Origin of the sequence: Amycolatopsis umgeniensis, assembly GCF_014205155.1 — a bacterium.
Lineage (GTDB): Bacteria > Actinomycetota > Actinomycetes > Mycobacteriales > Pseudonocardiaceae > Amycolatopsis > Amycolatopsis umgeniensis.
In genome coordinates, this window is sequence record NZ_JACHMX010000001.1 from 241,835 (window position 1) to 264,391 (window position 22,557).

The window sequence follows — 22,557 nt, forward strand, 5'->3', positions numbered from 1 at the left end:
GAGTGACCGCAATCACGTGACAGCCGTCGCGATCCCGAGATGAGGCTTGAAGATGAGCAGCACTTGGTCCCCCACCGTGCGCCGCCGGATGTTCTGCCTGCTCCTTGCGGGCGGGCTCACCCTGGGGGCGGCCGCCTGCGGCTCCGGTTCCGGTGAAAGCACCGGGGCCGGGGGCAAGGTCAAGATCACCGTCACCGGCCAGCCCCCGACCAGCCAGCCGTTCGAGCGCGGCGTGTTCGACGCCGACGTCAAGGAGTTCGAGGAGTCCCATCCGGACATCGACATCGAGCCGCACGAAGGGTTCATGGACCCGAAGACGTTCTCTGCCAAGCTCGCCGGCGGTCAGCTGGAGGACGTCTACTACGTGTACTTCACCGACCCGGCGCAGATCATCGCTCGCCGCCAAGCCGCCGACATCACCGAAGCGGCCAAGGGCCTGAAGAACTTCGGCGACCTCAAACCCGAACTGCTGGACAACTTCCGGGGTGCCGACGGCAAGCTCTACGGCCTGCCCACGATGAACTACAGCATGGGCCTGCTCTACAGCCGTCCGCTGTTCCAGAAGGCCGGGCTCGACCCGAACAAACCGCCGCAAACCTGGGACGAGGTCCGTGAAGCGGCCAAGAAGATCACCGCGCTGGGCAACGGCACCGTCGGGTACGCCGACTACAGCAAGAACAACCAGGGCGGCTGGCATCTGACCAGCTGGCTCTACTCCATGGGCAGCGAAGTCGCGCGCAAGGACGGCGACAAATGGGTCGCCGCCTTCAACAACGACAAGGCCAAGGCCGCCCTGAACCAGCTGCGCGCCATGCGCTGGGACGACGACACCATGGGCAGCAAGCAGCTGCTCGAAGCGCAGGACGTCCAGCGCATGATGGGCGCGGGCCAGCTCGGCATGTACATGGCCGCCCCGGACAACGTCCTGGTGCTGGTCAAGCAGTTCAACGGCAAGTACGAGGACTACGGCGTCGCCGGGATGCCGGGCGGGCAGGGCACGCTGCTGGGCGGCGAGGGCTACATGGTCAATCCCAAGGCCTCGCCGGAGAAGATCAAGGCCGGCCTGGAATGGGTCCGCTGGAAGTACCTCAACCCGGAGCGTTTCGAGAAGCACGTCCAGCAGTACGTCGACGGCAAGCAGCCGGTCGGCCTGCCCGCCGAGCCGACGCCGGACATCTGGCAGGGTGCCGTCCGCGATCAGCAGCTCGCGCTCAAGTCCAAGCACGCCAACGTCCCCGCCGAGAACTTCCAGTCCTATGTGGACGCCAGTTCCCGGATCAAGGGCAGCATCGAACCGCCGAACGCGCAGCAGGTGTACGCCGTGCTCGACAGCGTGATGCAGGCGGTGCTCACCGATCGGAACGCGAACGTCGATCAGCAGCTGTCGTCGGCCGAGTCGAAGGTCAACAGTGTCCTCGCACAGGTCAAGTAGCGTCCTCGACTGGCCCGCGACGTCGTCGTCGCGGGCCGGTCGCCCGGTCGCGTCCGCGGCGGAGCGCCGCCGGAACCGGTTGCGGCGCAAGCTCAAGGAGAACCTCACCGCGTACGGCCTGCTGTGCGCCGCGCTCGTGGTGTTCGCGCTGTTCTCGTGGTACCCGATCGTGCGCGGGGTGCTGCTGAGCTTCCAGCAGGTCGACTTCGTCAACCCGCCGTCGTGGGTCGGGTTCGACAACTTCACCCGCCTGTTCGAGGATCCGCTGTTCGGCGTCGCGTGGCGCAACACCCTGCTGTTCACCGTGCTGGCGCTGGTCTTCGGCTTCCTGGTGCCGTTCCTGACCGCGGTACTGCTCAACGAACTGCGCCACGCCAAGGCGTTCTTCCGGCTCGCGGTCTACCTGCCGGTGATGCTGCCGCCGGTGGTCACCGCCCTGATGTGGAAGTGGTTCTACGACCCGGGTTCCGGTCTGTTCAACTCCGCGCTCGGCGCCGTCGGCCTCCCCGGCGGCCAATGGCTCGACTCGAGCGACACCTCGATGTTGTCGCTGGTGTTCGTCTCCACGTGGGCGAACATGGGGAGCACCACACTGATCTACCTCGCCGCGCTCGGCACCATCCCCGGCGAGCTCTACGAAGCCGCCGAGCTCGACGGCGCCGGGATGTGGAAGCGCCTGATCCACGTCACCCTGCCGCAGACCAGGTTCGTCCTGCTGGTGCTCCTGTTGCTGCAGGTCGTCGCGACCATGCAGGTGTTCACCGAGCCGTACGTGATGACCGGCGGCGGTCCCGACGACTCCACCGTCACTGTTCTCCTGCTCCTGTACCGCTACGCCTTCGTCTACAACGACTTCGGCTCGGCCAGCGCGTTGAGCCTGTTGCTGTTCGTCGCGCTAGGCGTGTTCTCCGCGCTGTACGTGCGCGTGACCCGGAAGGCGGACGAGTCATGAGGACGCTCGTCTCCCCCAGCACGCTCCGCAGCCCTGGTGGGAAGATCGGGTACGCCGTCATCTTCGGCTGCACCCTGCTCCTGTTCGTCATCGCGTTCCTGTTCCCGCTCTACTGGGCGATGACCGGCGCGATGAAATCGCCGCAGGAATTGGCTCAGACCCCGGCGACCTTCATTCCGAACGAGTGGCATCCGGAGACCTTCGCCGACGCGTGGGACCAGCTGAGTCTCGGCAAGTACTTCCTCAACACGATCATCGTCGCCGGCGGCGCGTGGCTGGCGCAGCTGGCTATCGACGTCCCCGCCGCGTTCGCGTTGTCGAAGCTGCGGCCGAAATTCGGCAACGTCGTACTGGGGCTCATGCTCGCGACGTTGATGCTGCCCGCGGCGGCGCTGCTGGTGCCGACCTACGTGACGATCACCGATCTGCCGCTGCTGAACGTCAACCTGATCAACTCACCGGCCGCGGTCTGGCTGCCCGCCGCCGCCAACGCGTTCAACATCTACCTGCTGAAAAGGTTCTTCGACCAGATCCCGGACGAGCTGATCGAGGCCGCGCGGCTCGACGGCGCCGGGCCGGTGCGCACGCTGTGGCGCATCATCCTGCCGATCTCACGGCCGATCCTCGCCGTGGTCTCGATCCTCGCGGTGGTGGCCGCGTGGAAGGACTTCATCTGGCCGCTGCTGGTGTTCCCGGACACCGAGAAGCAGACGCTGTCGGTGATGCTGCAGCGAGTCGCCATCGACATGCCGTTGAACGTGCTGGTCGCGGGCATGGTGCTGGCCAGTTTGCCGATGGTGGCGCTGTTCCTGGCGTTCCAGCGGCACATCCTCGCCGGGCTCACCGCCGGCAGCGTCAAAGGCTGACTCTCGGGATTTCCGCAAAGATTGGGAGGGCATTTCGTGACCGCATTGGGGCAGTCCGCCGGATGGTGGCGGAGCGCGGCCATCTACCAGGTCTACATCCGCAGTTTCGCCGACGGGAACGGCGACGGTGTCGGCGATCTCGCCGGGGTCCGCGCGCGGCTGGACTACCTGGCCGAGCTGGGGATCGACGCGATCTGGTTCACCCCGTGGTATCCGTCGCCGATGGACGACGGCGGCTACGACGTCGCCGACTTCCGGGAGATCGACCCGCTCTTCGGCACGCTCGCCGAGGCGGAGGACCTGATCGCCGCGGCCCACGCCAAAGGTGTCCGCGTGATCATCGACATCGTGCCGAATCACTGTTCCGACGAGCACCGCTGGTTCCAAGAGGCGCTCGCGTCGGAACCGGGATCGCCTGAGCGGCAACGTTTCTGGTTCCGCCCGGGCCGGGGGCCGGGCGGCTCCGAGCCACCGAACAACTGGAAGTCGCGCTTCGGCGGCTCCGCGTGGACGCGGGTGCCTGACGGCGAGTGGTACCTGCACCTCTACAGCTCGCGCCAGCCGGACTTCAACTGGGACAACCAGGACATCCGCGCGGACTTCGAGGACGTGCTGCGGTTCTGGTTCGACCGCGGGGTCGACGGTTTCCGCATCGACGTCGCCGACGGCCTGGTGAAGGACCCTCGACTGCCCGACGTCGATCCCGGCGACGAGACGCCGTTCTCCGATCAGGAGGGGTTGCACGAGATCTACCGGTCGTGGCGCAAGATCGCCGACAGCTATCCGGGTGATCGCGTGCTGGTCGGCGAGATGTGGCTGCCGGACATGTCGCGTGCCGCGCGCTATCTCCGCCGCGACGAACTGCACGCGGCGTTCAACTTCGACTTCCTGGTGTGCCCTTGGGATTCCGCGCGGTTCCGGGATGTCATCGAGCGGACGCTGGCGGCGCACGAGGAGGTGGACGCGCCCGCGGCCTGGGTGCTGTCGAACCACGACGTCACCCGGCACGTGACCAGGTACGGACGTGACGGTGACACCGGTTTCGCGTTCGCCGACCGGCTGCACGGCACACCGGTGGACCGGGAACTCGGGACCAGGCGGGCACGGGCGGCGGCACTGCTGACCTTGGCTCTGCCCGGCGGCCTGTATGTCTACCAAGGTGAAGAGCTCGGCCTGTGGGAGATCGAGGACATCCCCGACGAACTCCGTCAGGATCCGGTGTGGGCCCGGACGAACGGGGCCGACCCCGGCCGTGACGGCTGCCGTGTCCCGCTCCCCTGGTCCGGCGACGCTCCGCCGTTCGGCTTCGGCACCGGCGGAACGTGGCTGCCCCAGCCCGGGGAATGGCGCTCCGGTACGGCGGAAGCGCAGGCGGCCGATCCGGCGTCGATGCTCCGGCTGTACCGCGCCGGCCTGCGTCTGCGAGAAGAACTTCCCGCGCTCGGCCCCGGCGATCTGGAGTGGCTGTCGCTGGGCGACGGGGTGCTCGCGTTCACCCGGGAGCCGGGGTTCACCTTCGTGCTGAACTTCTCGGACGCGCCGGTGCCGCTTCCGCCGCATCTCGACGTGCTCATGGCCAGCGGCCCGGTCGACGGTGACCTCCCGACGGATACGGCGGTGTGGCTCCGCACCTGATCAGCGACCGGTCGTGACCCGGCTGATCCGGCCGCGCATCCGCGCGCGGCCTGCCGGGTCACGCCACCGGAGGTGCCTGTCGAGCACTTCGCGGAGCACACCACAGAGGACGAGACCGTCAGTGGCGGCCTCGACACAGGGATGGTCGCGGAGCCAGTCGAACAGCTCCGAAGACCGGCCTCCCGGCAGCACGGACCGGAGGAGGTCCTCGGTGGTGTGGTCAGCTTGCGCGCATATGTACAGCGCCCACCGATGTGCCTCCGTCGGCGGCTCACCGGCCAAATGCGCGTAAACGGTGTCGACCACGTAGCGCTCCGCGTCCGCCCGCGGTGACCTGCTGACCTCGGCGGCCAGGGAAAGCGCGAACGGGTTGCCCGCCGCGAAGTCCACAATGGACTGCCGCAGCCCCTGGTCGACGTCACGCGCTTCGAGCAGCGCCGCGGACTCGGTTTCACTCAAGGCTTCGAGCCTGCGAACCCTGATCCTCCTCGACCAGGCCGGATCGACCAGTAATGTGGCGTCCGGGTCACTCCGGCCGGTGATGACGACGGTGGCGTTCCCGGACAGACCGCGGAGGACGCCTGCCGGATCGCCTGGCTCGTCGAACAACCGTACGGGTCTGCCCATGGCGGCCGCGTCGTCGGCGAACTTCCGCAGCAGCGTCGACTTCCCGATGCCGGGAGCGCCGGTGAAGAACAGCACTTCGACGCCGCCGGCCGGGTTTCTCGCGAGCAACCGCCGGAACTCGGCGCGTTCGCGCTCCCGTCCGACGAACAGCGAATCCGGTTCGCCGAGGCCGGGAACCTGCTCGTCCTCGGCGCGCAGCACCTTCTCGTGGAGCGCCCGCAGCTTCGGCCCCGGAAGAACTCCGAGTTCCTCGTCGAACAGGTCGTGGACAGTCCGGTAGAGCTCGAGTGCCTCGGCCCGGCGCCCGCCGCGATGGAGGGCGAGGAGGTAGATCTCGTACAGCGGTTCCTCAAGACGGTTCCGCTCGATCAGCACGGGCACCTCGGCCATCACCTCGGCGTGGTCCCCGAGTTCCAGCCGCAGCCGGAGCAGCTCCTGGGTGGTGGTCAGTTTCAACCGTTCCAGGCGCGAGCGCTCGTGTTCGGCCGCCTCGCCGGGGACACCGGCCAGCGCCGTCCCGGTCCAGAGACCGAGAGCACGCTCCAGCAGCTTCGCCGCCGTCTCCACGTTGTGCGTCTGGCGGGCGCTCTCGACCAGCCGGGCGAATTCCGTGGCGTCCACCTCGAAGGAATCCTCGTCCAGCTTGTAGCCGCCGGACTGCGAGACGATCGCCGATCCCAATCCCTGCAAGGAAAGTAGCCGACGGAGGCGGGAGATGTAGGTCCGGATGACGGCCTCGCCGGTCGCGGGTGCCCGCTCACCCCAGAGCCCGTCGATCAGCTCACCGGTCCGGACGAAACTGCCCGAGTTGGCCAGCAACACCATCAGGACGGCCTGCTGCTGCGGCGAGCCGAGGTCGAGCCGGGTACCGCCGCTGGTGAAACCCGGCGGCCCGAGGACGGTGAAGCGATACCGGACTTCCTGCGGCAGGTGGGACATGAGCGGAAAGGTAGGCCCGCCCGAGCGGGCGCCGCGACCGTCGGACGACGTCGTCGGCGTACGTCGCCCCTCGATGACGTACAGAACTGACGTCGTCCGACGGTCGCCGCGGTCCCGGCCGGATTCCTACGGTTGCGGCATGTCTGAAACCACGTACACCGCCGTCGCCACTTCGACCGCGGAAGGCCGCAACGGCGGCCGGGCGACCTCCGACGACGGCGCCCTCGATGTCGGCCTCGCCGTGCCGAAGGCCTTCGGCGGCGCCGGCGACGGCACCAACCCCGAGCAGCTGTTCGCCGCGGGCTGGGCGTCCTGCTTCGTCGGTGCCGTGCGCCGGGTCGCGGGTGTGAAGAAGGTGCCGCTGAACGACCTCGCCGTCGTCGCCGAGGTGACGCTGCACCACGACACCGACGCGGGCGAGTTCCACCTCAGCGCCGCGCTGCACCTGGAGGCCACCGGCATCGACCAGGCCACCGCCGACGAGCTGGTCCAGGGCGCGCACCAGGTGTGCCCGTACTCCAAGGCGACGCGGGGGAACGTCGAGGTCACGCTGGACGCGACGGTGGCGTGAACCGTGGCGACTCGTGAGTGGTGAGGACGGTTCTGTTGAGGGCTGACACGAACCACTTCGGGTGTCGCGAAAGCCACTTTCGGGACGTCTGATGTCGCGAAAGTGGCTTTCGCGACACGGCCACTGGCCTTCACGGACCGAACCTGCCTGATACGTGGGTGGGGTTGCGAAAGCCACTTTCGCAACGCTGAAGGTTGCGAAAGTGGCTTTCGCAACGCGCCTCCCCCGGTGGGACGTTGCCCGCGTGTCGGCTTCGGGTGTCACTGTGGCTTTCGCGACGTGCCTCCCCCAGCCGTCCGCGACCAAGACACGCTTGCCTTACCCCTCAGTCCTTACCACTCACGACCTCTTTCAACTCCGCCCGCGACTTCACTCCCAGCTTCGGGAAGATCCGGTGCAGATGCGTGCCGACCGTCCGGTGCGACAGGTACAGCCGCTGCCCGATCTCCCGGTTCGTCAGGCCCTCCGCGGCCAGGTGCACGATGCTCAGCTCATGCGGGGTCAGCTTCTCGCGCGCGTCCGGGCCGCGGTGAGGGCTCGACTCCCCCGCGCTCCGCAGTTCACGACGCGCGCGTTCGGCCCACGCGGTCATGCCGAGTGCGTCGAACGTCTCCCGCGCGGAGCGCAGGTGCGCCCGCGAGTCCACGACGCGCCGTTGCCGCCGCAGCCATTCGCCGTACGCCAGGTGCAGGCGCCCGCGTTCGGCGGGCCATCCGTCCAGCTCCGCCCGCAAGGCGGTCTCGAAAAGATCGTCACTCGGATCGAGCACGGCGCGGGCGTACCGCAGTCCGATGTGCAGGGCGGGTGCCGGGGTCGAGAGCGCCAGCTGTTCCATCTCCGCGACGATCTCGCGCAGGGCCTCGACCTGGCCCGCCCGGATCGCGACCTCGGTGATTTCCGCGACGAAGTAGACGCGCAGGGCCAGCTGGAAGGCGGGATCGGCGGGGTCGAACAGCCGCCGCAGGTCGGCGAACGCGTCGTCGAAGCGTCCCTCGCTCGACGCCGCGATGCCTCTCGCGAGCTGAACGGTCGCCAGCACCGGCCGGGCACCGGCGGCGAGCCCGGCCCGTTCGGCCTCGTCGGCCAGCGCCTTGGCCTGTTTGTGCTCGCCCCGCAGCGCGGCGATCTCGGCCTGGACAGCGGTGGCGAGGCCGTACATGAACGGCTGCCCGGTCTCCTTGGCGAATTTGGCCGCTTCCGCGGCGACCGGTACGGCCGCCGCCAGATCACCGAGCCGGACCCGGCTCCACGCCTGGACCGCCAGCGCTCGCGGCAGCAACCCGAGCCTGCCTTGCGCACGCAGTCCCGGCGCCGCGGCCGCGGAGAACCGGGCGGCCAGATCGACCGCGCCGACCTGCAGCGACGCGCTGCCGAGAAAGCGGTCGACCTCGGGATCGGCCCCGGTGGCCGCGGCGAGTTCGCGCAGCTCCCCGAGTACGGCCTCGGACCGTTCGAACGGCGCGACATAGGCGGCGACGGCGACCAGGCGCGGATCCGAGTTCTCGACCGGGAGACGGTCCGCGACGGCCAGCAGCGTCCGGCGCGTTTCCGGGCCGGGTTCGGCCCAGAAGCAGCGCATGGCAGCACCCCACAGGATGCGCATCGCCGGATCCGGGCGCCCTTCCTCCGCGACCGACTCGGCCAGCCGCGCCAGTTCCGTGACCCGGGAAAGGTCCTCGCGGACACCGTCCTCGAATCCGCTGAGCAACCAGCTCGCCGTCGATCGCTGCCGGGGCGTGAGCTCTCCCGCGCGGGCGTCCCGGACGAGCCGTTCCGCCGTCTCGCGGCCGCCGGACTCGACAGCCACCTCGGCCGCGCGCAGCAGCCGGTCCGCCCGCCGTTCCGGATCGGCGCTCAGCCGGGCTGCCTGCTCCAGCGCGGCGACGGCGGCGGTCGCCCCGCCTCGGTGCCGGGCGCGGTCGGCGGCCCCCTCCAACGCATCTGCCACGTCTTCGTCGGCACCGGTCGCCGCGGCGGCCTGATGCCAGGCTCGACGATCCGGCTGCTCTCGCAAGATCTCGGCGAGGCTCAGGTGAGCGCGTCGCCGTTCCTCGAGCGTCACCGAAGCGGGGATGGCCGAGCGCATCAGCGGATGCCGGAACGAGACCGTCCGGGGCTCGAGGTCGACCAGCCGGGCCTCGGCGGCGGGGGCCAGCGCCACCGGCTCGACGTCTTCGCCCAGCAACGCGCCGGCCGCGGCAAGCGTCTCGGTGAGCGAACCGGTCTCGTTGAGCGCGGCGACCAGCAAGGTCGTGCGCGCCGGTTCCGGCAAGGCGGTGAACCGGGCGCCGAAGGTGCGCTCGAGCCGTTCGGTCAGCGGCAGCACGGGATCGGGCGCCTCGGTCACGGCCGACGGCAGCTCGGTCAGGGCCAACGGGTTACCGGCGGCCTCGGCGAGCAGCCGGGACCGGACGGGAAACGAGAGTCCGGGAGCGACGGAGTCGAGCAGCTCGGCCGCGACCTCACCGGGCAGGCGTTCGAGGTCCATTGAGGACAGTCCCGCGTCGCGCAACGGCGACGGCTCCCCCTCCCGGAGGGTCGCGATCAGGACGATCGGTTCCGTCTCGATCCGCCGGGCCACGAAAGCGAGGACGTCGGCGCTCTCGCGATCCAGCCAGTGCACGTCCTCGGCGACGATCAGCAACGGCTTGGCCGCCGCCTCGTCCGAGAGCAGCGTCAGCGCCGCGAGCCCGACCAGGTACGCGTTCGGCTCCGCCGCCTCGGCGAGCCCCAGAGCCGTCCAGAGCGCGGACCGCTGCGGCGCGGGCAGGGTGTCGGCACCGGCCCGGAGCGGATAGAGCAGCTGGTGCAGGGCCGCGTAGGCGAAGTTCCGTTCGGCCTCGACACCGGTCGTGCGCAGCACGCGCAGGCCGCCGAGCGTCGCCGCGGCGACCGCCTCCCCCACGACGGCTGTCTTGCCGACGCCGGGTTCGCCCTGGACGAGGACACCGCCGCACCCTGCGGCCGGCCCGTCGACGAGCTCGCCCAGGTCCTTCAGCTCGGCTTCCCGTCCGAAAAGCGGCATGGTGCGGCATTCCTCCCCTCGGCCACGGCTGGCCGCCAGTCCGACGATACCCAAACGGTCCGGTTTGGACTCTCCGGCGGCGTCCACAGGATGTAGACGGCATGTCAACACGATCGGCCTAGCTTCGGGAAAGTGATGAGACGCAAGAAAATGTTCCTCGCGGCGGCACCGCTGGCCGCGCTGCTGCCGCTGGTGCTGACCTCGGTCACCCAGACGGCGCCCGCCGAAGCGGCGACGTCGTCATCTTGTGCGGCCGTTCCCGTTTCGGCGCCCACGGGCGCGCGGATCGAGTCGGTCCAGGCCGCGGCGAAACCCGCCGACGCCGATGTACCCGCCTACTGCGAAATCACCGTCACGCTGACCCACGGGAAGGCGGGCGACCACGTCAAGGTCGCCGTCGCGCTGCCCCAGACGGGGTGGACCGGCAGGCTCCAGGCGGTCGGCGGCAGCGCGTACACCGCCGGTGACTTCGGCGCCCCGCTCGTCCAAGCGGTCAAGGACGGCTACAGCGGCGTGACGACCGACGCCGGGGTCCCCTTGACCTTCCTCGACACCTCGTGGGCGCTCACTCCTCAAGGCGAAATCAACAAACCGCTGGTGACGAACTTCGCCACCCGCTCTGTACATGAGGCCGCAGTCATCGGCAAGGACGTGACGCAGAAGTTCTACCAGCGAGCCGTCTCCTACTCGTACTGGAACGGCTGCTCGACCGGCGGCCGTCAGGGTTACTCGGAAGCGCAGCGGTATCCCGGGGACTTCGACGGCGTCCTGGCGAACGCGCCTGCCGTGCACTGGTCGGAGTTCGCGGTCGCGACTCTTTGGCCGCAGGTCGTGATGAACCAGGACAAGACCTTCCCCTCGGACTGTGTCTTCACCGCCTTCCGGCAGGCCGCGATCAAGGCCTGCGACAACCGGGACGGGGTCACCGACGGCATCGTGGACCGGCCGGACGAATGCGGCTACGACCCCCGTTCGCTCATCGGCACGAAGGTGCTGTGCGGCGACAAAGAGGTGACCGTCACCGCGGCGGACGCCGAGGTGGTGCGCAAGATCTGGGCCGGGCCGACCGACGAACACGGACGACGGCTCTGGGCGGGTCTCCCCAAGGGCGCGGAGTTCGGCCCGGTGACGAGCGCTCCGGGCTTCCCGGTGGCCTTGGGCTGGGTGCGGACGTTCTTGAAGAAGCAGCCCGGCTTCGACGCCTCGAAGATCACCTACCGCCAGTTCGCCGACCTGTTCCGCCAGTCGGTGCGGGAGTACGACGAGGTCATCGGGACTTCGGACCCCGACCTGTCGGACTTCCGCCGGGCGGGCGGCAAGCTGATCACCTTCGTCGGCACCGACGACCAGTTGATCCCGCCGGGCGGCACGCTCCAGTACCGCCACGAGGTGGAACGCGAACTGGGCGGCCCGAAGCGGGTCAACGAGTTCTACCGGCTGTTCCTCGCGCCGGGTGTCGCGCACTGCGGCGGCGGCGCGGGTGCCGCGCCGACGAACGCGCTGGGTGCGCTCGTCGACTGGGTCGAGCACGGCAAGGCGCCGTCGACCCTGCCCGAGGCGAACGCCGACAAGACCCTCACTCGCGATCTCTGCGCCTATCCGCGGGTCTCGCGGTATCGGGGTCACGGTGATCCCGCGGTCGCCTCGAGCTACCGCTGCACCGCCCACTGAGGTCCACCACACCCGTGCCCGTCGTGCCGGCGCCCCCTCCGGTACGACGGGCACTTCCTCACCCTGTGAGAAGTTCCGGCCTCTCCTTTGCCATACCCCTCAAAAGTACGGTATTGACGAGGGGAGCGCCTCGACGAACCGGATCACGCGCCGTCGCACAGGTCCTTTTTACGAAGTATGAAACCTTTGCGCGGCAAGGGAATCGCCTACCGGATCACCATGATTCCCCGACATATCACCTTGCGCTCAGCCCGGGCGATATGACCCAAATGGTATGTACCAGTCACGAGATACCCCTCGTACGGTCGGAACGAATCTCCCTCCCCCGCCCGTTTCGAGGAAAGCGTTGACATGAACAAAAAGATCCTCGCCGCGACAGCCGCGGCCATAACGGGGGCAGGCTTGATCACCGCCATCGCCCTCACTCCCAACGCGAGCGCCGGTCAACAAGCCACCCCGGCAGACCAGGCACAATCCGAAATGCTCGCCGCCCTGTCCCGCGACCTGAAGATCAGCCCGGAGCAGGCCAAGCTCCGGCTCGCGAGCGAACAGCGCGCCGCGGTCGCCGACAACACGCTGAAGAGGCAGCTCGGCACGTCGTACGCCGGATCCTGGCTGGACACCACCGGAACCACCCTCACCGTGGCGGTCACCGACGCCGCCCAGGCCGACCTGGTGCGCGCCGCCGGCGCGACCCCGAAGACCGTCGCCCGCAGCGCCACCGACCTCGACACGGCGAAGCTGCGGCTGGACGCCAAGTCCGCCAAGGCACCGAAGGCCGTGCCCGGCTGGTACACCGACGTCGTCACCAACTCGATCGTCGTGCTCGCCAACGCCGGTGGCGAGGCCGCCGCGAAGTCGTGGGCGGCCGAGTCCGGCGTCCAGGCCGACCTGGTCCGGGTCGAGGCCAGCACCGAGATGCCGCGTGCGCTGATCGACATCATCGGCGGCAACGCCTACACCTTCGGTTCGGGCCGCTGTTCCATCGGTTTCGCGGTCGAAGGCGGCTTCGTGACCGCGGGCCACTGCGGCACCACCGGCACCCGCACCTCGAACCCGAGCGGGGTGGTCGCCGGCTCCAGCTTCCCCGGCAACGACTACGCGTGGGTCCGCGCCGACGCCGGCAACACCCCGCGACCGCTGGTCAACCGCTACCCCGGCACCGTGCCGGTCGCCGGTTCGACCGAGGCCCCGGTCAACTCGTCGGTGTGCCGCTCCGGCTCCACCACTGGCTGGCGTTGCGGCACCATCCTGCAGAAGAACACTTCAGTCACCTACCCCGAGGGCACCATCACCGGCCTGACCCGGACGAACGCCTGCGCCGAACCCGGCGACTCGGGCGGCTCGTGGATCACCGGCGACCAGGCGCAGGGCGTCACCTCCGGTGGCTCCGGCAACTGCACCTCCGGCGGCACCATCTACTTCCAGCCGATCACGGAGATCCTGAGCGTCTACAACCTGCGCCTGACGGTCAGCGGGAACCCGCCGTCCAGCACCACCACGACGCCGACCACGCCCACCACCCCGACCAGCCCGACGACCTCGAACCCGCCGGGCGGCACCTGGGCGCCGTACACCTACTACGGCTCCGGCGCGACCACCACCTATGGCGGTAGCACCTACCGCGTGATCCAGCCGCACACCTCCATGCCCGGCTGGGAACCGCCGAACGTGCCCGCGCTTTGGGAACTCGCCTGACCTGGACCGCCCCCGGCGCACTCACCTCGCCGGGGGCGGCCCCTCCTCCTGACAACGGCGCGCTGACGGCGGATCTCGAATCCCTCGTCCCGCGTGCCCGCCGCGGCGACCCCGCCGCGACGAACGAGTTGATGAGCATCGTCCAGCCGGTCGTCGTGCGGTACTGCCGGAGCCGGATGGGCGGGTCCGACGTGCGCGTGATCGCCGCGGAGGATGTCGCGCAGGAGACCTGCCTCGCCGTGCTCACCGCGCTTCCCACCGCCCGGGCCACCGGCGGTTCCTTCCTCACCGCCGTACTCGGGATCGCCGCCCGGAAGGTCGCCGCTGCCTTCCGGGGGCGAGCGCGGGACAGATCCGAACCCACGCCCGACCCGCCCGACCGCGCGACGCCCGAGCCCAACGAACCCGAGTGGCAAGCCCTCGCCGCCGACGGCCACGACCGGCTGACCCGGTTGATGAGCAGCCTTCCCGACATCCAGCGCGAGATCCTGCGGCTGCGCATCACCGTCGGCATGTCGGCGCCCGAGACGGGCGCGGTCCTGCGGGTGAGCCCCGGCCTCGTCCGGGTCGCCCAGCACCGGGCCCTGCAGAAACTTCGCACGATCATCAGCGAGGACGACCTGTGATCAGCCCCCTCATCGGTCCCGGAGACGGTCATACTTGGCCGGTGGAAATCGACGTCCGGCATTTGCGCCTCCTCGACGCGATCGCGTCGGCGGGCAGCATCGCGAAGGCCGCGACCTCGCTCGGGCTCTCCCAGCCCGCGCTGAGCGCGCAGCTCCACCGGGTCGAGCGGGCACTCGAACGGACCGTGTTCGAACGGGACCGCCAAGGCGTGCGGCCCACCGCGCTGGGCGAGGTGCTGCTGAACCACGCGCGGCGGGTCCTGGCCGCCGCGGACGACCTCGACCTGGCGATCCGCCGCTTCCACAGCGCACCGGCCGACGGCCTGCTCCGGATCGGCGCGCTTCCGACGGTCTTCGCCGAGACGTTGAGCGGCGTGGTCGCCGCGGCCACCCCGGGACGCCCGGTCGAATTACTCGCGCTGACCAGCAGGACGGCGTTGTTCTCCGCGCTGCTCGACGGCACGGTGGAACTGGCGCTGTACGTGGACCACCCCGGCCAGGAGATCGTTCCGCCGGACGGCGTCCACCTGCTTCCGGTGGGGACGGAGCCGGTTTTCGTGATCGTGTCCCCGGAGCATCCCGCCGCCGGACGCGGCGAGGTGTCGCTGGCGGAACTCGCCGGATCGGCCTGGCTCGCGGTGGCGGGCGGGGACGACGAGTTCCACGAGCACCTGACGGACGAGTGCGCCCGCGCCGGACTCGGCACGATCACCGTGCAGGAGCTGGAACCGATGGTGCTGCGGCAGACCGTCCGGCGCGATCCCCGCGCGGTGGCGCTCGCCCAGTCCCTCGATTCCGGTTCCACGATGCCCGGTTCGGTGGTGGCCCTGCGGGGAGTGCCGCTGAGGACGAGGCATCTCCTGCTGTGGCGGGACGGTTCAGCGGTCGACGTCCCGGCCATCCGCGGCGGACTGGTGCGCGCGATCACCGAGCTGGCCGCGATCCGGCATCGCCTCCCCGAGTGGGCGGCGGCCAATCCCGGCTGGCTCGGCACCTGACCGCGCTTCCTCGAAGGAGTCCACAGTGGTCGTCCACTGTGGATTTTCGGCGAGCCACGCGCGGTACAGCTCCGGGAGTTCCATGACGGTGTGCTGTGCCCGCACGAGTTCTTCCCACAACACGCGGACGGCGTCTTCGGACAGCGGGCCGCGCTCGTGCCAGTACAGCCGGGTGGTCATGCGCAGCGGGTTGCCGCGCAACGGGACGACCGCGATCCCGCTGCGGCGCCGCGCGGCGGGGACCATGGGCAGGACGGCCTCGCCCAGTTCGCACAGCTGCGCGCAGACACTCGGCGGCAGCGTGCGGATGTCGGGCGTGAACCCGGCCGCCCGGCACACGTCACCGAGATAGCCGGTGAACTCCGTGTCGGCGAGGTCCGCGGTGTCGGCGACGCTCAGCCAGCGTTCACCGGCGAGCTCCTCCAGCGCGATCTCGGCGCGTCCGGCGAGCCGGTGATGCTCGGCGACGGCCATGAACAACGGTTCCACCGCGACCGTCGCCCGTCCGATCTCGGCGGGCGGATCGTGGGCATAGCCGGGGAAGTCGACCACGACGAGCACCTCGAGCCGATGATCGGCGAGCAGGTCCAACGCCGCCGGGACACTCAGCGCGCCCCGCACCTCGACGTCCGCCGACAGCACCCGCGGCACGGCGACCGCCAGATTCCCCACCAGCTGCCCGGGGATGCCGCAGACCCGGACCGGATCGGGAAGCGTGCCGTACCGGTTCTTGTCCAAGGCGGATTCCAGCCTGGCCAGCGCGTCCAGCACGGTGCGCGCGTGGGCGAGGACCAGCTCGCCGAGCGGGGTGATCCTCGCGCCGCGACGGTCCCGATGGAACAGCGGGCCGCCGGCGGCGCGTTCCGCCCGGCGCAGGCAATCGGTGACGGTGGGCTGGGTCAGACCGAGTGCGGCCGCGGCGGCGGACAGCGTCCCCGTCTCGGCGATGGCGCGGACCACCCGCAGCTGCCGGAACCCGAGTTCCATAGACGAACGCTATACAAAGCCGGGAGTTCTCCGGAAGCCCCGCCGAGGCGAGGGTGAATCCCACACATCCCCTTCAACGTCGAGGAGGACCCCCTATGAGACTGCGTACCCTGCTACGCGCCGCCCTGATCCCGCTGGTCGCGGGTGCGGCGGCGCTGTCCGTGTCGTCGCCGGTGGCGGCCCAGGAACCCGGGCAGGTCGGCCCCGCCATCGTCGGCGGCGGACAGGCCTCCGGTGACTTCCCGTGGATCGCTTCTCTCCAGGTCAACGGCAGTCACGGTTGCGGCGGCTCGCTGATCGCGTCGCAGTGGGTCGTGACCGCGGCCCACTGCATCCCGCAGCAGGCACTGCGGCTGCGCATCGGGTCGAAGACATGGCAGTCCGGCGGGGTCCTGACCTCGGCGTCGCGCATGATCAAGCATCCGAACTACAGCGGTCAGGCGGGACCGTACGACATCGCGCTCGTGCGGCTCGCGCAGCCCGTGCAGAACCCACCGATCCAGATCGCGGCCAGCTCGCCCGCGGCCGGGACCGGTGTCACGCTGTACGGCTGGGGACAGACCTGTCCGCAGCGTGGTTGTGAGCCGAGGCCGCCGTCCAACCTCAAGCAGCTCAACACCCGCATCGATCCGGACAGCCGGTGCCAGGGCATCCAGGGTTCCAGCGAACTGTGTGTCTACAGCACGAATTACCAGACAGCCTGCTATGGCGACTCCGGCGGACCGCTGGTCGTCCAGGGCACGCTGGCCGGTGCGACGAGCCGCGCGGGTCACAACAGCCCGTCTTGCGGTACCGGCGACACCATCTACACCGATGTCGTCGCACACCGGCAGTGGATCGCCTCGGTCACCGGGGTGTGATCTTCCCGGTGCGGTGATCCGGTGATCCGCACCGGGAGGGGAGCCGGGTGGGCGCGTCGCAGGGACGCCCACCCGGTTCGGCGTTCATTCCTGGATGCAGTCGAGCCCGATGAGGCCGAAAGGTGTCAACACGTACTGGCAGATATGGGTCGCGTTGTCCTTTTCGGTCTCCGCGCAGGCGGCCGGCGCTCCGAGAAGGTCGACGAAGCAGAAGGCGTAGAACTGACTCGGCTTGCCGGGAACCCTTTCCGCGTAGGCGGGCGCGGCGGCGATCGCCCCCGCGGAAACCATGAGCGTGACGGTGGCCGCCAAGGCGGCGATACGTGTCTTCATCGTTCTCTCCTCTTCGTGCGGCTCTGTGGTCGGTACCTCCAGGGATTACCCGGCCCCCGCAGGTTCACCTGGTGATCACCGGAAAGTGTCACGACGACGTACAGCGATGACGTCGTCCGACGGGCGCCGCGGCCCCTGCGTCCGTCCTAACGTGACTTCATGCCCGCTCTGGGAAAGTTCGCCCTCATCGCCGTTCTGTTCACCGCCGCCTGCAGTGCTCCGCCACCGGTGGCCGCTCCCCCTGCCCCTGCCGCCGTCGCCGGCTGGGCGCCCGCTCCCGTGGTGCCGCTGCCGTCCCAGCCGGCACCCGCGCTCGTCGTGGACGCGCCCTTGCCCGAACAGCTCGCGATGGGCCTGGTCGTCCTGCGTTACCGGGCGGAGAACCTCCGGATCGTCCCCGTCTACGGCCCGGCCGCCCTCGACGTCTCGCCGCGGATCGGCCACATCCACGTGACCGTCGACGACGCGGCATGGCATTGGGCGGACGGCAGCGGCGAACCGCTGATCATCCAGTCGCTCCCGGCGGGACCGCACAAGGTGTGGATCGGCCTGGCCGATCCGACGCACAAGATCCTCGACGAGAAGACCGTGAACTTCGTCGTCCCCGTCCACAATGGACACCACTGAGGCGACGACGGCGTTCTGGGCTGCTCGACCACACGACCCGGCGGCTGACCGGAGACCCGCTCGGCACCCTCACCACCCTGGCGACCGACCCCGGCCGCCTCTGGAGATCGCCCGGAGCGGCGTGCGAGGTCCGTGAAGGCCTCCTTCCCTACGCTCAAGGTAGTGAAGGAGGCCTTCACAGCCCCCTGGTCGCCTCAGGAGCACCAGCAGTCACAGCGAGGCCGCGTGACGCAAGGAAGGAGGCCTGTTGCTGATTCGAGGCAACAGGCTCGCCGCATAGGGCGTTATACACTTCGTAGGCGCTGCCGGGTCGACAGCCAGAACACGGCGAGCCAGGCCCCCGCCGCATCCCGCCAGCTCAGGCCCGCAGGTGGGCAACGTCCGGCGCGACGGCGTGCCGCAGCGGCTGGCCGAGCACGAACCGCCGCAGCTCCCCCGCCACGAGCTCGCCCATCCGGGCCCGTTCGGCACCCAGCGCACCCGCCAGATGCGGGGTGAGCACGACATTCGGCAGCGTGTACAGCGGCGAGTCCGGCGCGGGCGGTTCGGGCCAGGTGACGTCGAGGATCGCCGTGAGGTCCGGCCGCTCGCTCAGCACGGGGACGACCGACGGTTCGTCGACAACGGCGCCGCGGGCGGTGTTGATCAGGGTCGCGCCGATGCCCATCCTGGCCACCAGCTCCCCGTTCACCAGCCCTTCGGTCTCCGGCAGCAGCGGCGCGTGCAGGCTGACGACGGCGCTCGTGGCGAACAGTTCGTCCAGTTCCACCAGCCGTACGCCGAGTTCGGCGGCGGCCGCGGCGCCCACGACGGGGTCGCTCGCGAGCACTTCGACGTCGAAATTCCGCAGATGCGACGCGACGAGAGCACCGATCTCGCCGAGTCCGAGCAGGCCGACGCGGGAGCGGTACGCCCCGGCGACCCTCGGATCGGGCGGGTACGCCTTCCGCTCCCGGATCTCGCGGGAGATCCGATGCACCTGCTTGAGTCCTAAGAGGACCTGGGCCAGCGTGAACTCGGCGACCGGGACGGCGTTCGCGGCCGCGGCGGACACGATCGGGAGCTCGCGCGCCCAGAACTCGGGCGTGGTCAACGGCCGGACCGATCCGGCGGCGACGAGTACGGCGCGCAGATCCGGCGCGTGTCCCAACAGGACGGAGTCCAGAACCGGCGCTCCCCAGCCCGAGAGCAGGATTTCGACGCCCTCCAGGGCCGCCGGGTCCTCCGCCAGGCGCTCGCGGGTGAGCGGCTCACGCAGGTCCACCAGCGTGCCGATCTCCTTCAGCACCGCCTCGGGGTAAACGTCGTCGCGGCGGCGTTCCTCCATCACGAGAAGTGCCGTCGGGCGGTGTTGCAGCTCGGTCATCCCTACCTCCGCCGGCGACCATACATCGGATGCTTGACCCGGTCCACGCGCGGCGAGTCCCACGCAGGGGCAAACCCGGCCGATTGAAATTCGTAATCATCGGACCATTGACCGAACGCTGTGAAAGCGCTTACCGTCCCCTCCGGAGTAGACAGCGTGGTCCACAGTGAACAGGAGATGCGATGCGGAAATCGCGGTGGATCGGCGTGGGACTCACTGTCTCAGCGCTGGTCCTTTCGGGCTGCTCGGCAGGCCCCGCCGGAACGAACGTCGCGCAGGACACCAAGGCACCCTTGGAACTGTGGACCCGGACGACCCCCGGCGGCGCCGGTGAGCAGGCCACCAAGCGGCTCGCGGAAGCCTTCGAGAAGGCCACCGGATTCAAGGTGCAGGTCACCGCGATCTTCGACGACTTCGAGACGAAGCTGGCCCAGCGCGCCGCCCAGCGCGACCTGCCCGACATCGTGATGAACGACGTCACGCAGGTCGGAACGCTGAAGAGCCAGGGTCTCGTCCGCGAGGTCGAGCCGGGCAAGATCAAGCACGCCTCGGAGCTCACCGAGCAGGCGCTGAAGTCGAACCAGACCCCCGACGGCAAGCTCTACGGCCTGCCCTACAGCGCCCAGGCCTCGGCGCTGCTGATCCGCAAGGACTGGCGGGAGAAGCTCGGCAAGGCCGTGCCGCAGAGCTGGGCCGAACTGGCGGACCTCGCCAAGGCCTTCACCACCGGCGACCCCGACGGCAACGGCAAGAACGACACCGCGGGACTGACCGCGACGCTGTCGACCAAGCGGGGCTACGCCTCCTGGTACTTCTCCAACTTCCTGTGGGCCGCGGGCGGCGACTTCATCACCGAGACCGGCGGCGGCAAGTACAAGCCGTCGATGAGCACGCCCGAATCCGTGGCCGCGGTGCAGTACTTCCGCGACCTCGGCTGCAAGGACAACGTGATCCAGCCCGGCTCGGTCACCATGCCGACCCCCGCGACCAACGAGACCTTCGAAGCGGGCAAGGCCGGGATGTACGTCGTCGGCCCGTACCTGCTGCCGCGTTTCGACAAGTCGCTCGGCAAGGACAAGTACGAGGTCGTCCCGATGCCGGCGGGCGCCAAGAACTCCGACGTCCTCGCCGAGGGACTCTCGATCTACATGATGGCGGGCTCGCCGAACCAGGCCGGGCAGGACGCGTTCGGTGACTTCGCGATCTCGACCGAAGGCCAGAAGATCGGCATGGAGGGCGAATCGGCCTTCATCGTGCAGCTCCCGGTGAACAAGAACGTCGACATCACCCAGGTCCGCTCGGACCCGCGATGGAAGACCTACGCCGAGATCTACGCCAAGTCCGGCCACTACGCGCCGTCCATCCCGAACTGGACGCCGGTCCGCCAGGACACCGCCGACACGGTCAGCGCGCTCGTCGCCGACTGCAAGCTCGACACCAAGGCGGAACTGTCCAAACTCGACACCAAGCTCACCGCGACCTTGCAGCAACAGGGGATCAGCGCGTCATGACCGTAGATCACGCCAAGCCGGCGGCCGTCGGCGCGGACCGTCCCGCCGTCAAGCGGACGCCCGCGCCGAAGGTCCGCAGGCGCAGCGATCGCGACGGGAAGTGGTGGACGCCGTGGCTGTTCCTGGCCCCCGCCCTGATCCTGTTCGTGTACTTCAAGTTCATCCCGATGATCACCGCGGTGACGATGTCCTTCCAGGACGTCCAGCCGTATCTGGGAAACCAGTGGGTCGGCGGGGAGAACTACAGCACCGTCCTCGGTGACGAGGCGTTCCACTCCGCGATCTGGCACACCGTCGTGATCGCGGTCGGGCAGACCGTGGGGTCGATGGTCATCGGCCTCGCACTCGCCCTGCTGATGGAGGGCCAGAGCAAACGGCTGAAGTTCCTGCGGTCGGCGGCGTTCCTGCCGGTGGTCGTGCCGATCGCGGTGGTCGCCGAACTCTGGCGGATCATGTACCACCCGACCGAGGACGGGATGCTGAACTCCATCCTCGGCATGGTCGGGCTGGGCCCGTCGGGCTTCATCAACGATCCCGACACGTCGATGATCTCGGTCATCATCACCGGCATCTGGCGCGGTGCGCCGTACGACATGATGATCTTCCTCGCGGGCCTGGCGGGAATCGACCGCGGGCTCTACGAAGCGGCCACTGTGGACGGTGCCTCGCGCTGGCGCAAGATCCTCCACGTGACGCTGCCGGGGCTGCGGTCGGTGTTCTCGATCCTGTTCGTCCTCGCGGCGATCCGCGGCCTGCGGGTGTTCACCGAGGTGTTCCTGCTGACCAACGGCGGGCCGAACGGCTCGACCGAGGTGGCGATGACCCTGATCTACAAACTCGGACTGGAACAGAACCGGCTGGGCGTCGGCGCGGCGGGAGCGGTCCTGCTGTTCCTCGCGACGCTCGTGCTGACGCTGTTCGTCCAGGTGCTCCGACGGAGGCGAGACGCATGACCGCGGCCAACGATTCGGCACTCGGCCTCGACGCCGTCAAATCGCCGGGCGGGCGGATCCTGAAGTACGCCGTGTACGCCCTTCTGCTGGTGGTGTTCGCCGGTCCGCTGCTGGCGCTGCTGGTCAGCGCGTTCAGCGACGTGTCCGACCCGACGGCGCTGAGCGTCATCCCGTCGAGCCCCACCCTGGACAACTTCGGTATCGCGTTCGACCACGGCGTCGGGATGTACCTGCTCAACTCGTTCCTGGTGGTCGGCTTCGGCCTGCTGCTGCAGGTCGTCATCTCGGTGCTGGCCGGATACGCGCTGGCACGCAAGAAGTTCCGCTTCATGACCTTCGTGCTGGTCGCGATCCTGGCGACGCTGATGCTGCCGGAGGAGATCCTCGCGATCCCGCTTTCGCTGATCCTGTCCGACCTTCCCGTGGTGCACATCAACCTGATCGGCAGTCTGGCCGGGATGATCGTGCCGCTCGGCGCGTGGGCGTTCTCGATCCTGGTGATGACCGAGTTCATGAAGGACGTCCCCCGCGAACTCGAAGAGGCCGCGCGGATCGACGGCGCCGGGGATCTGCGGATCTTCGCGCAGATCATCCTGCCGATGTGCAAGCCCGCGCTCGGCGTGATCGGCGTCTTCGGCTTCACGATGATCTGGGACCAGTACCTGCTGCCGATGCTGGTCTCGTCCGACGCCTCGACCTACACGCTGCCGCTGGCACTGCGCACCCTGCGCATCGACGCGGACGTGACGCCCGGCGTGATCATGGCGGCGTCGCTGCTGGCGCTGCTGCCGTCGGTCGCCGCGTTCCTGTTCTTCCAGCGTTCGTTCGTCCGCGGCCTCGCCTCGGGCGCGCTGAAGGGCTGACCCACAATCAAGGAGCG

Annotated in this window: 19 protein-coding genes; 14 read left to right on the forward strand and 5 right to left on the reverse strand. The window is 69.3% G+C overall.

Annotation, left to right across the window (positions count from 1 at the left end; translation table 11 throughout):
- Positions 1-52: 52 nt before the first annotated feature.
- The 4 genes from HDA45_RS01060 to HDA45_RS01075 are packed head-to-tail and all read left to right on the forward strand — an operon-like array spanning position 53 to position 4,885.
- On the forward strand, positions 53-1,432 hold the full coding sequence (locus HDA45_RS01060) for an ABC transporter substrate-binding protein (RefSeq protein ID WP_184891420.1): 1,380 nt from the start codon (positions 53-55) through the stop codon (positions 1,430-1,432).
- Positions 1,410-2,384, forward strand: a complete 975-nt coding sequence (locus HDA45_RS01065; RefSeq protein ID WP_184891421.1) for an ABC transporter permease subunit — start codon at positions 1,410-1,412, stop codon at positions 2,382-2,384. Before HDA45_RS01060 ends, HDA45_RS01065 begins: the two co-directional genes overlap by 23 nt.
- The gene (locus HDA45_RS01070) at positions 2,381-3,250 is read left to right on the forward strand and encodes a carbohydrate ABC transporter permease (RefSeq protein WP_184891422.1); all 870 of its coding nucleotides are present in this window, start codon (positions 2,381-2,383) and stop codon (positions 3,248-3,250) included. The genes HDA45_RS01065 and HDA45_RS01070 overlap by 4 nt, the downstream gene beginning before the upstream one ends.
- Positions 3,251-3,286: 36 nt before the next feature.
- Positions 3,287-4,885, forward strand: coding sequence for an alpha-amylase family glycosyl hydrolase (locus HDA45_RS01075; protein ID WP_184891423.1), 1,599 nt, complete (start codon positions 3,287-3,289; stop codon positions 4,883-4,885).
- On the opposite strand, the gene HDA45_RS01080 is transcribed toward HDA45_RS01075, so the two are convergent.
- Entirely contained in the window at positions 4,886-6,451 is a 1,566-nt protein-coding gene (locus HDA45_RS01080) for an AfsR/SARP family transcriptional regulator (protein WP_184891424.1), read from the reverse strand.
- A 139-nt stretch (positions 6,452-6,590) separates the two neighbouring features.
- Here HDA45_RS01080 and HDA45_RS01085 point away from each other — a divergent pair, with 139 nt between their 5' ends.
- Entirely contained in the window at positions 6,591-7,022 is a 432-nt protein-coding gene (locus tag HDA45_RS01085) for an organic hydroperoxide resistance protein (protein ID WP_184891425.1), read from the forward strand.
- A gap of 325 nt (positions 7,023-7,347) precedes the next feature.
- Here HDA45_RS01085 and HDA45_RS01090 read toward each other — a convergent pair whose 3' ends face one another.
- Positions 7,348-10,047: a helix-turn-helix transcriptional regulator gene (locus HDA45_RS01090; RefSeq protein ID WP_184891426.1), complete on the reverse strand. Its 2,700-nt coding sequence runs from the start codon at positions 10,045-10,047 to the stop codon at positions 7,348-7,350.
- 135 nt (positions 10,048-10,182) lie between these two features.
- Between HDA45_RS01090 and HDA45_RS01095 the strand changes: the two genes are divergently transcribed.
- The 4 genes from HDA45_RS01095 to HDA45_RS01110 all read left to right on the forward strand — a co-directional run bounded on the left by HDA45_RS01095 (position 10,183) and on the right by HDA45_RS01110 (position 15,040).
- Positions 10,183-11,718 (forward strand): tannase/feruloyl esterase family alpha/beta hydrolase, encoded by a 1,536-nt coding sequence (locus HDA45_RS01095; RefSeq protein ID WP_184891427.1) that lies wholly within the window; start codon positions 10,183-10,185, stop codon positions 11,716-11,718.
- A gap of 351 nt (positions 11,719-12,069) precedes the next feature.
- A complete protein-coding gene (locus tag HDA45_RS01100; protein WP_184891428.1) occupies positions 12,070-13,416 on the forward strand; it encodes an alpha-lytic protease prodomain-containing protein in 1,347 nt (448 codons plus the stop codon).
- Positions 13,401-14,042 (forward strand): sigma-70 family RNA polymerase sigma factor, encoded by a 642-nt coding sequence (locus tag HDA45_RS01105; RefSeq protein WP_184891429.1) that lies wholly within the window; start codon positions 13,401-13,403, stop codon positions 14,040-14,042. Before HDA45_RS01100 ends, HDA45_RS01105 begins: the two co-directional genes overlap by 16 nt.
- A gap of 41 nt (positions 14,043-14,083) precedes the next feature.
- Positions 14,084-15,040: a LysR family transcriptional regulator gene (locus HDA45_RS01110; RefSeq protein ID WP_343071955.1), complete on the forward strand. Its 957-nt coding sequence runs from the start codon at positions 14,084-14,086 to the stop codon at positions 15,038-15,040.
- Here the strand turns inward: HDA45_RS01110 and HDA45_RS01115 are convergent.
- Positions 14,921-16,027, reverse strand: a complete 1,107-nt coding sequence (locus tag HDA45_RS01115; RefSeq protein ID WP_184891431.1) for a LysR family transcriptional regulator — start codon at positions 16,025-16,027, stop codon at positions 14,921-14,923. The genes HDA45_RS01110 and HDA45_RS01115 overlap by 120 nt on opposite strands.
- Positions 16,028-16,122: 95 nt before the next feature.
- On the opposite strand from HDA45_RS01115, the gene HDA45_RS01120 reads away from it, so the two are divergent.
- Positions 16,123-16,887, forward strand: coding sequence for a S1 family peptidase (locus tag HDA45_RS01120; protein WP_184891432.1), 765 nt, complete (start codon positions 16,123-16,125; stop codon positions 16,885-16,887).
- A gap of 84 nt (positions 16,888-16,971) precedes the next feature.
- Here HDA45_RS01120 and HDA45_RS01125 read toward each other — a convergent pair whose 3' ends face one another.
- Entirely contained in the window at positions 16,972-17,220 is a 249-nt protein-coding gene (locus HDA45_RS01125) for a hypothetical protein (RefSeq protein ID WP_184891433.1), read from the reverse strand.
- A 159-nt stretch (positions 17,221-17,379) separates the two neighbouring features.
- On the opposite strand from HDA45_RS01125, the gene HDA45_RS01130 reads away from it, so the two are divergent.
- Positions 17,380-17,847 (forward strand): DUF6130 family protein, encoded by a 468-nt coding sequence (locus HDA45_RS01130; RefSeq protein ID WP_246480579.1) that lies wholly within the window; start codon positions 17,380-17,382, stop codon positions 17,845-17,847.
- A gap of 358 nt (positions 17,848-18,205) precedes the next feature.
- On the opposite strand, the gene HDA45_RS01135 is transcribed toward HDA45_RS01130, so the two are convergent.
- Positions 18,206-19,213, reverse strand: coding sequence for a hydroxyacid dehydrogenase (locus HDA45_RS01135; protein ID WP_184891434.1), 1,008 nt, complete (start codon positions 19,211-19,213; stop codon positions 18,206-18,208).
- A 182-nt stretch (positions 19,214-19,395) separates the two neighbouring features.
- Between HDA45_RS01135 and HDA45_RS01140 the strand changes: the two genes are divergently transcribed.
- From HDA45_RS01140 to HDA45_RS01150, 3 genes are read left to right on the forward strand one after another with little or no spacing between them, the layout of a single operon-like run.
- Positions 19,396-20,724, forward strand: coding sequence for a sugar ABC transporter substrate-binding protein (locus tag HDA45_RS01140; RefSeq protein ID WP_184891435.1), 1,329 nt, complete (start codon positions 19,396-19,398; stop codon positions 20,722-20,724).
- Positions 20,721-21,677: a carbohydrate ABC transporter permease gene (locus HDA45_RS01145; RefSeq protein ID WP_184891436.1), complete on the forward strand. Its 957-nt coding sequence runs from the start codon at positions 20,721-20,723 to the stop codon at positions 21,675-21,677. Before HDA45_RS01140 ends, HDA45_RS01145 begins: the two co-directional genes overlap by 4 nt.
- Positions 21,674-22,540: a carbohydrate ABC transporter permease gene (locus HDA45_RS01150; protein WP_184891437.1), complete on the forward strand. Its 867-nt coding sequence runs from the start codon at positions 21,674-21,676 to the stop codon at positions 22,538-22,540. The genes HDA45_RS01145 and HDA45_RS01150 overlap by 4 nt, the downstream gene beginning before the upstream one ends.
- Positions 22,541-22,557 lie beyond the last annotated feature (17 nt).

Excerpts from the sequence above, each read along its gene's own strand:
- HDA45_RS01060 (WP_184891420.1), top strand. The coding sequence starts at position 53 with ATGAGCAGCACTTGGTCCCCCACCGTGCGCCGCCGGATGTTCTGCCTG.
- HDA45_RS01070 (WP_184891422.1), top strand. The coding sequence starts at position 2,381 with ATGAGGACGCTCGTCTCCCCCAGCACGCTCCGCAGCCCTGGTGGGAAG.
- HDA45_RS01080 (WP_184891424.1), bottom strand. The coding sequence starts at position 6,451 with ATGTCCCACCTGCCGCAGGAAGTCCGGTATCGCTTCACCGTCCTCGGG.
- HDA45_RS01085 (WP_184891425.1), top strand. The coding sequence starts at position 6,591 with ATGTCTGAAACCACGTACACCGCCGTCGCCACTTCGACCGCGGAAGGC.
- HDA45_RS01090 (WP_184891426.1), bottom strand. The coding sequence starts at position 10,047 with ATGCCGCTTTTCGGACGGGAAGCCGAGCTGAAGGACCTGGGCGAGCTC.
- HDA45_RS01095 (WP_184891427.1), top strand. The coding sequence starts at position 10,183 with ATGAGACGCAAGAAAATGTTCCTCGCGGCGGCACCGCTGGCCGCGCTG.
- HDA45_RS01100 (WP_184891428.1), top strand. The coding sequence starts at position 12,070 with ATGAACAAAAAGATCCTCGCCGCGACAGCCGCGGCCATAACGGGGGCA.
- HDA45_RS01115 (WP_184891431.1), bottom strand. The coding sequence starts at position 16,027 with ATGGAACTCGGGTTCCGGCAGCTGCGGGTGGTCCGCGCCATCGCCGAG.
- HDA45_RS01120 (WP_184891432.1), top strand. The coding sequence starts at position 16,123 with ATGAGACTGCGTACCCTGCTACGCGCCGCCCTGATCCCGCTGGTCGCG.
- HDA45_RS01125 (WP_184891433.1), bottom strand. The coding sequence starts at position 17,220 with ATGAAGACACGTATCGCCGCCTTGGCGGCCACCGTCACGCTCATGGTT.
- HDA45_RS01130 (WP_246480579.1), top strand. The coding sequence starts at position 17,380 with ATGCCCGCTCTGGGAAAGTTCGCCCTCATCGCCGTTCTGTTCACCGCC.
- HDA45_RS01135 (WP_184891434.1), bottom strand. The coding sequence starts at position 19,213 with ATGACCGAGCTGCAACACCGCCCGACGGCACTTCTCGTGATGGAGGAA.
- HDA45_RS01140 (WP_184891435.1), top strand. The coding sequence starts at position 19,396 with ATGCGGAAATCGCGGTGGATCGGCGTGGGACTCACTGTCTCAGCGCTG.
- HDA45_RS01145 (WP_184891436.1), top strand. The coding sequence starts at position 20,721 with ATGACCGTAGATCACGCCAAGCCGGCGGCCGTCGGCGCGGACCGTCCC.
- HDA45_RS01150 (WP_184891437.1), top strand. The coding sequence starts at position 21,674 with ATGACCGCGGCCAACGATTCGGCACTCGGCCTCGACGCCGTCAAATCG.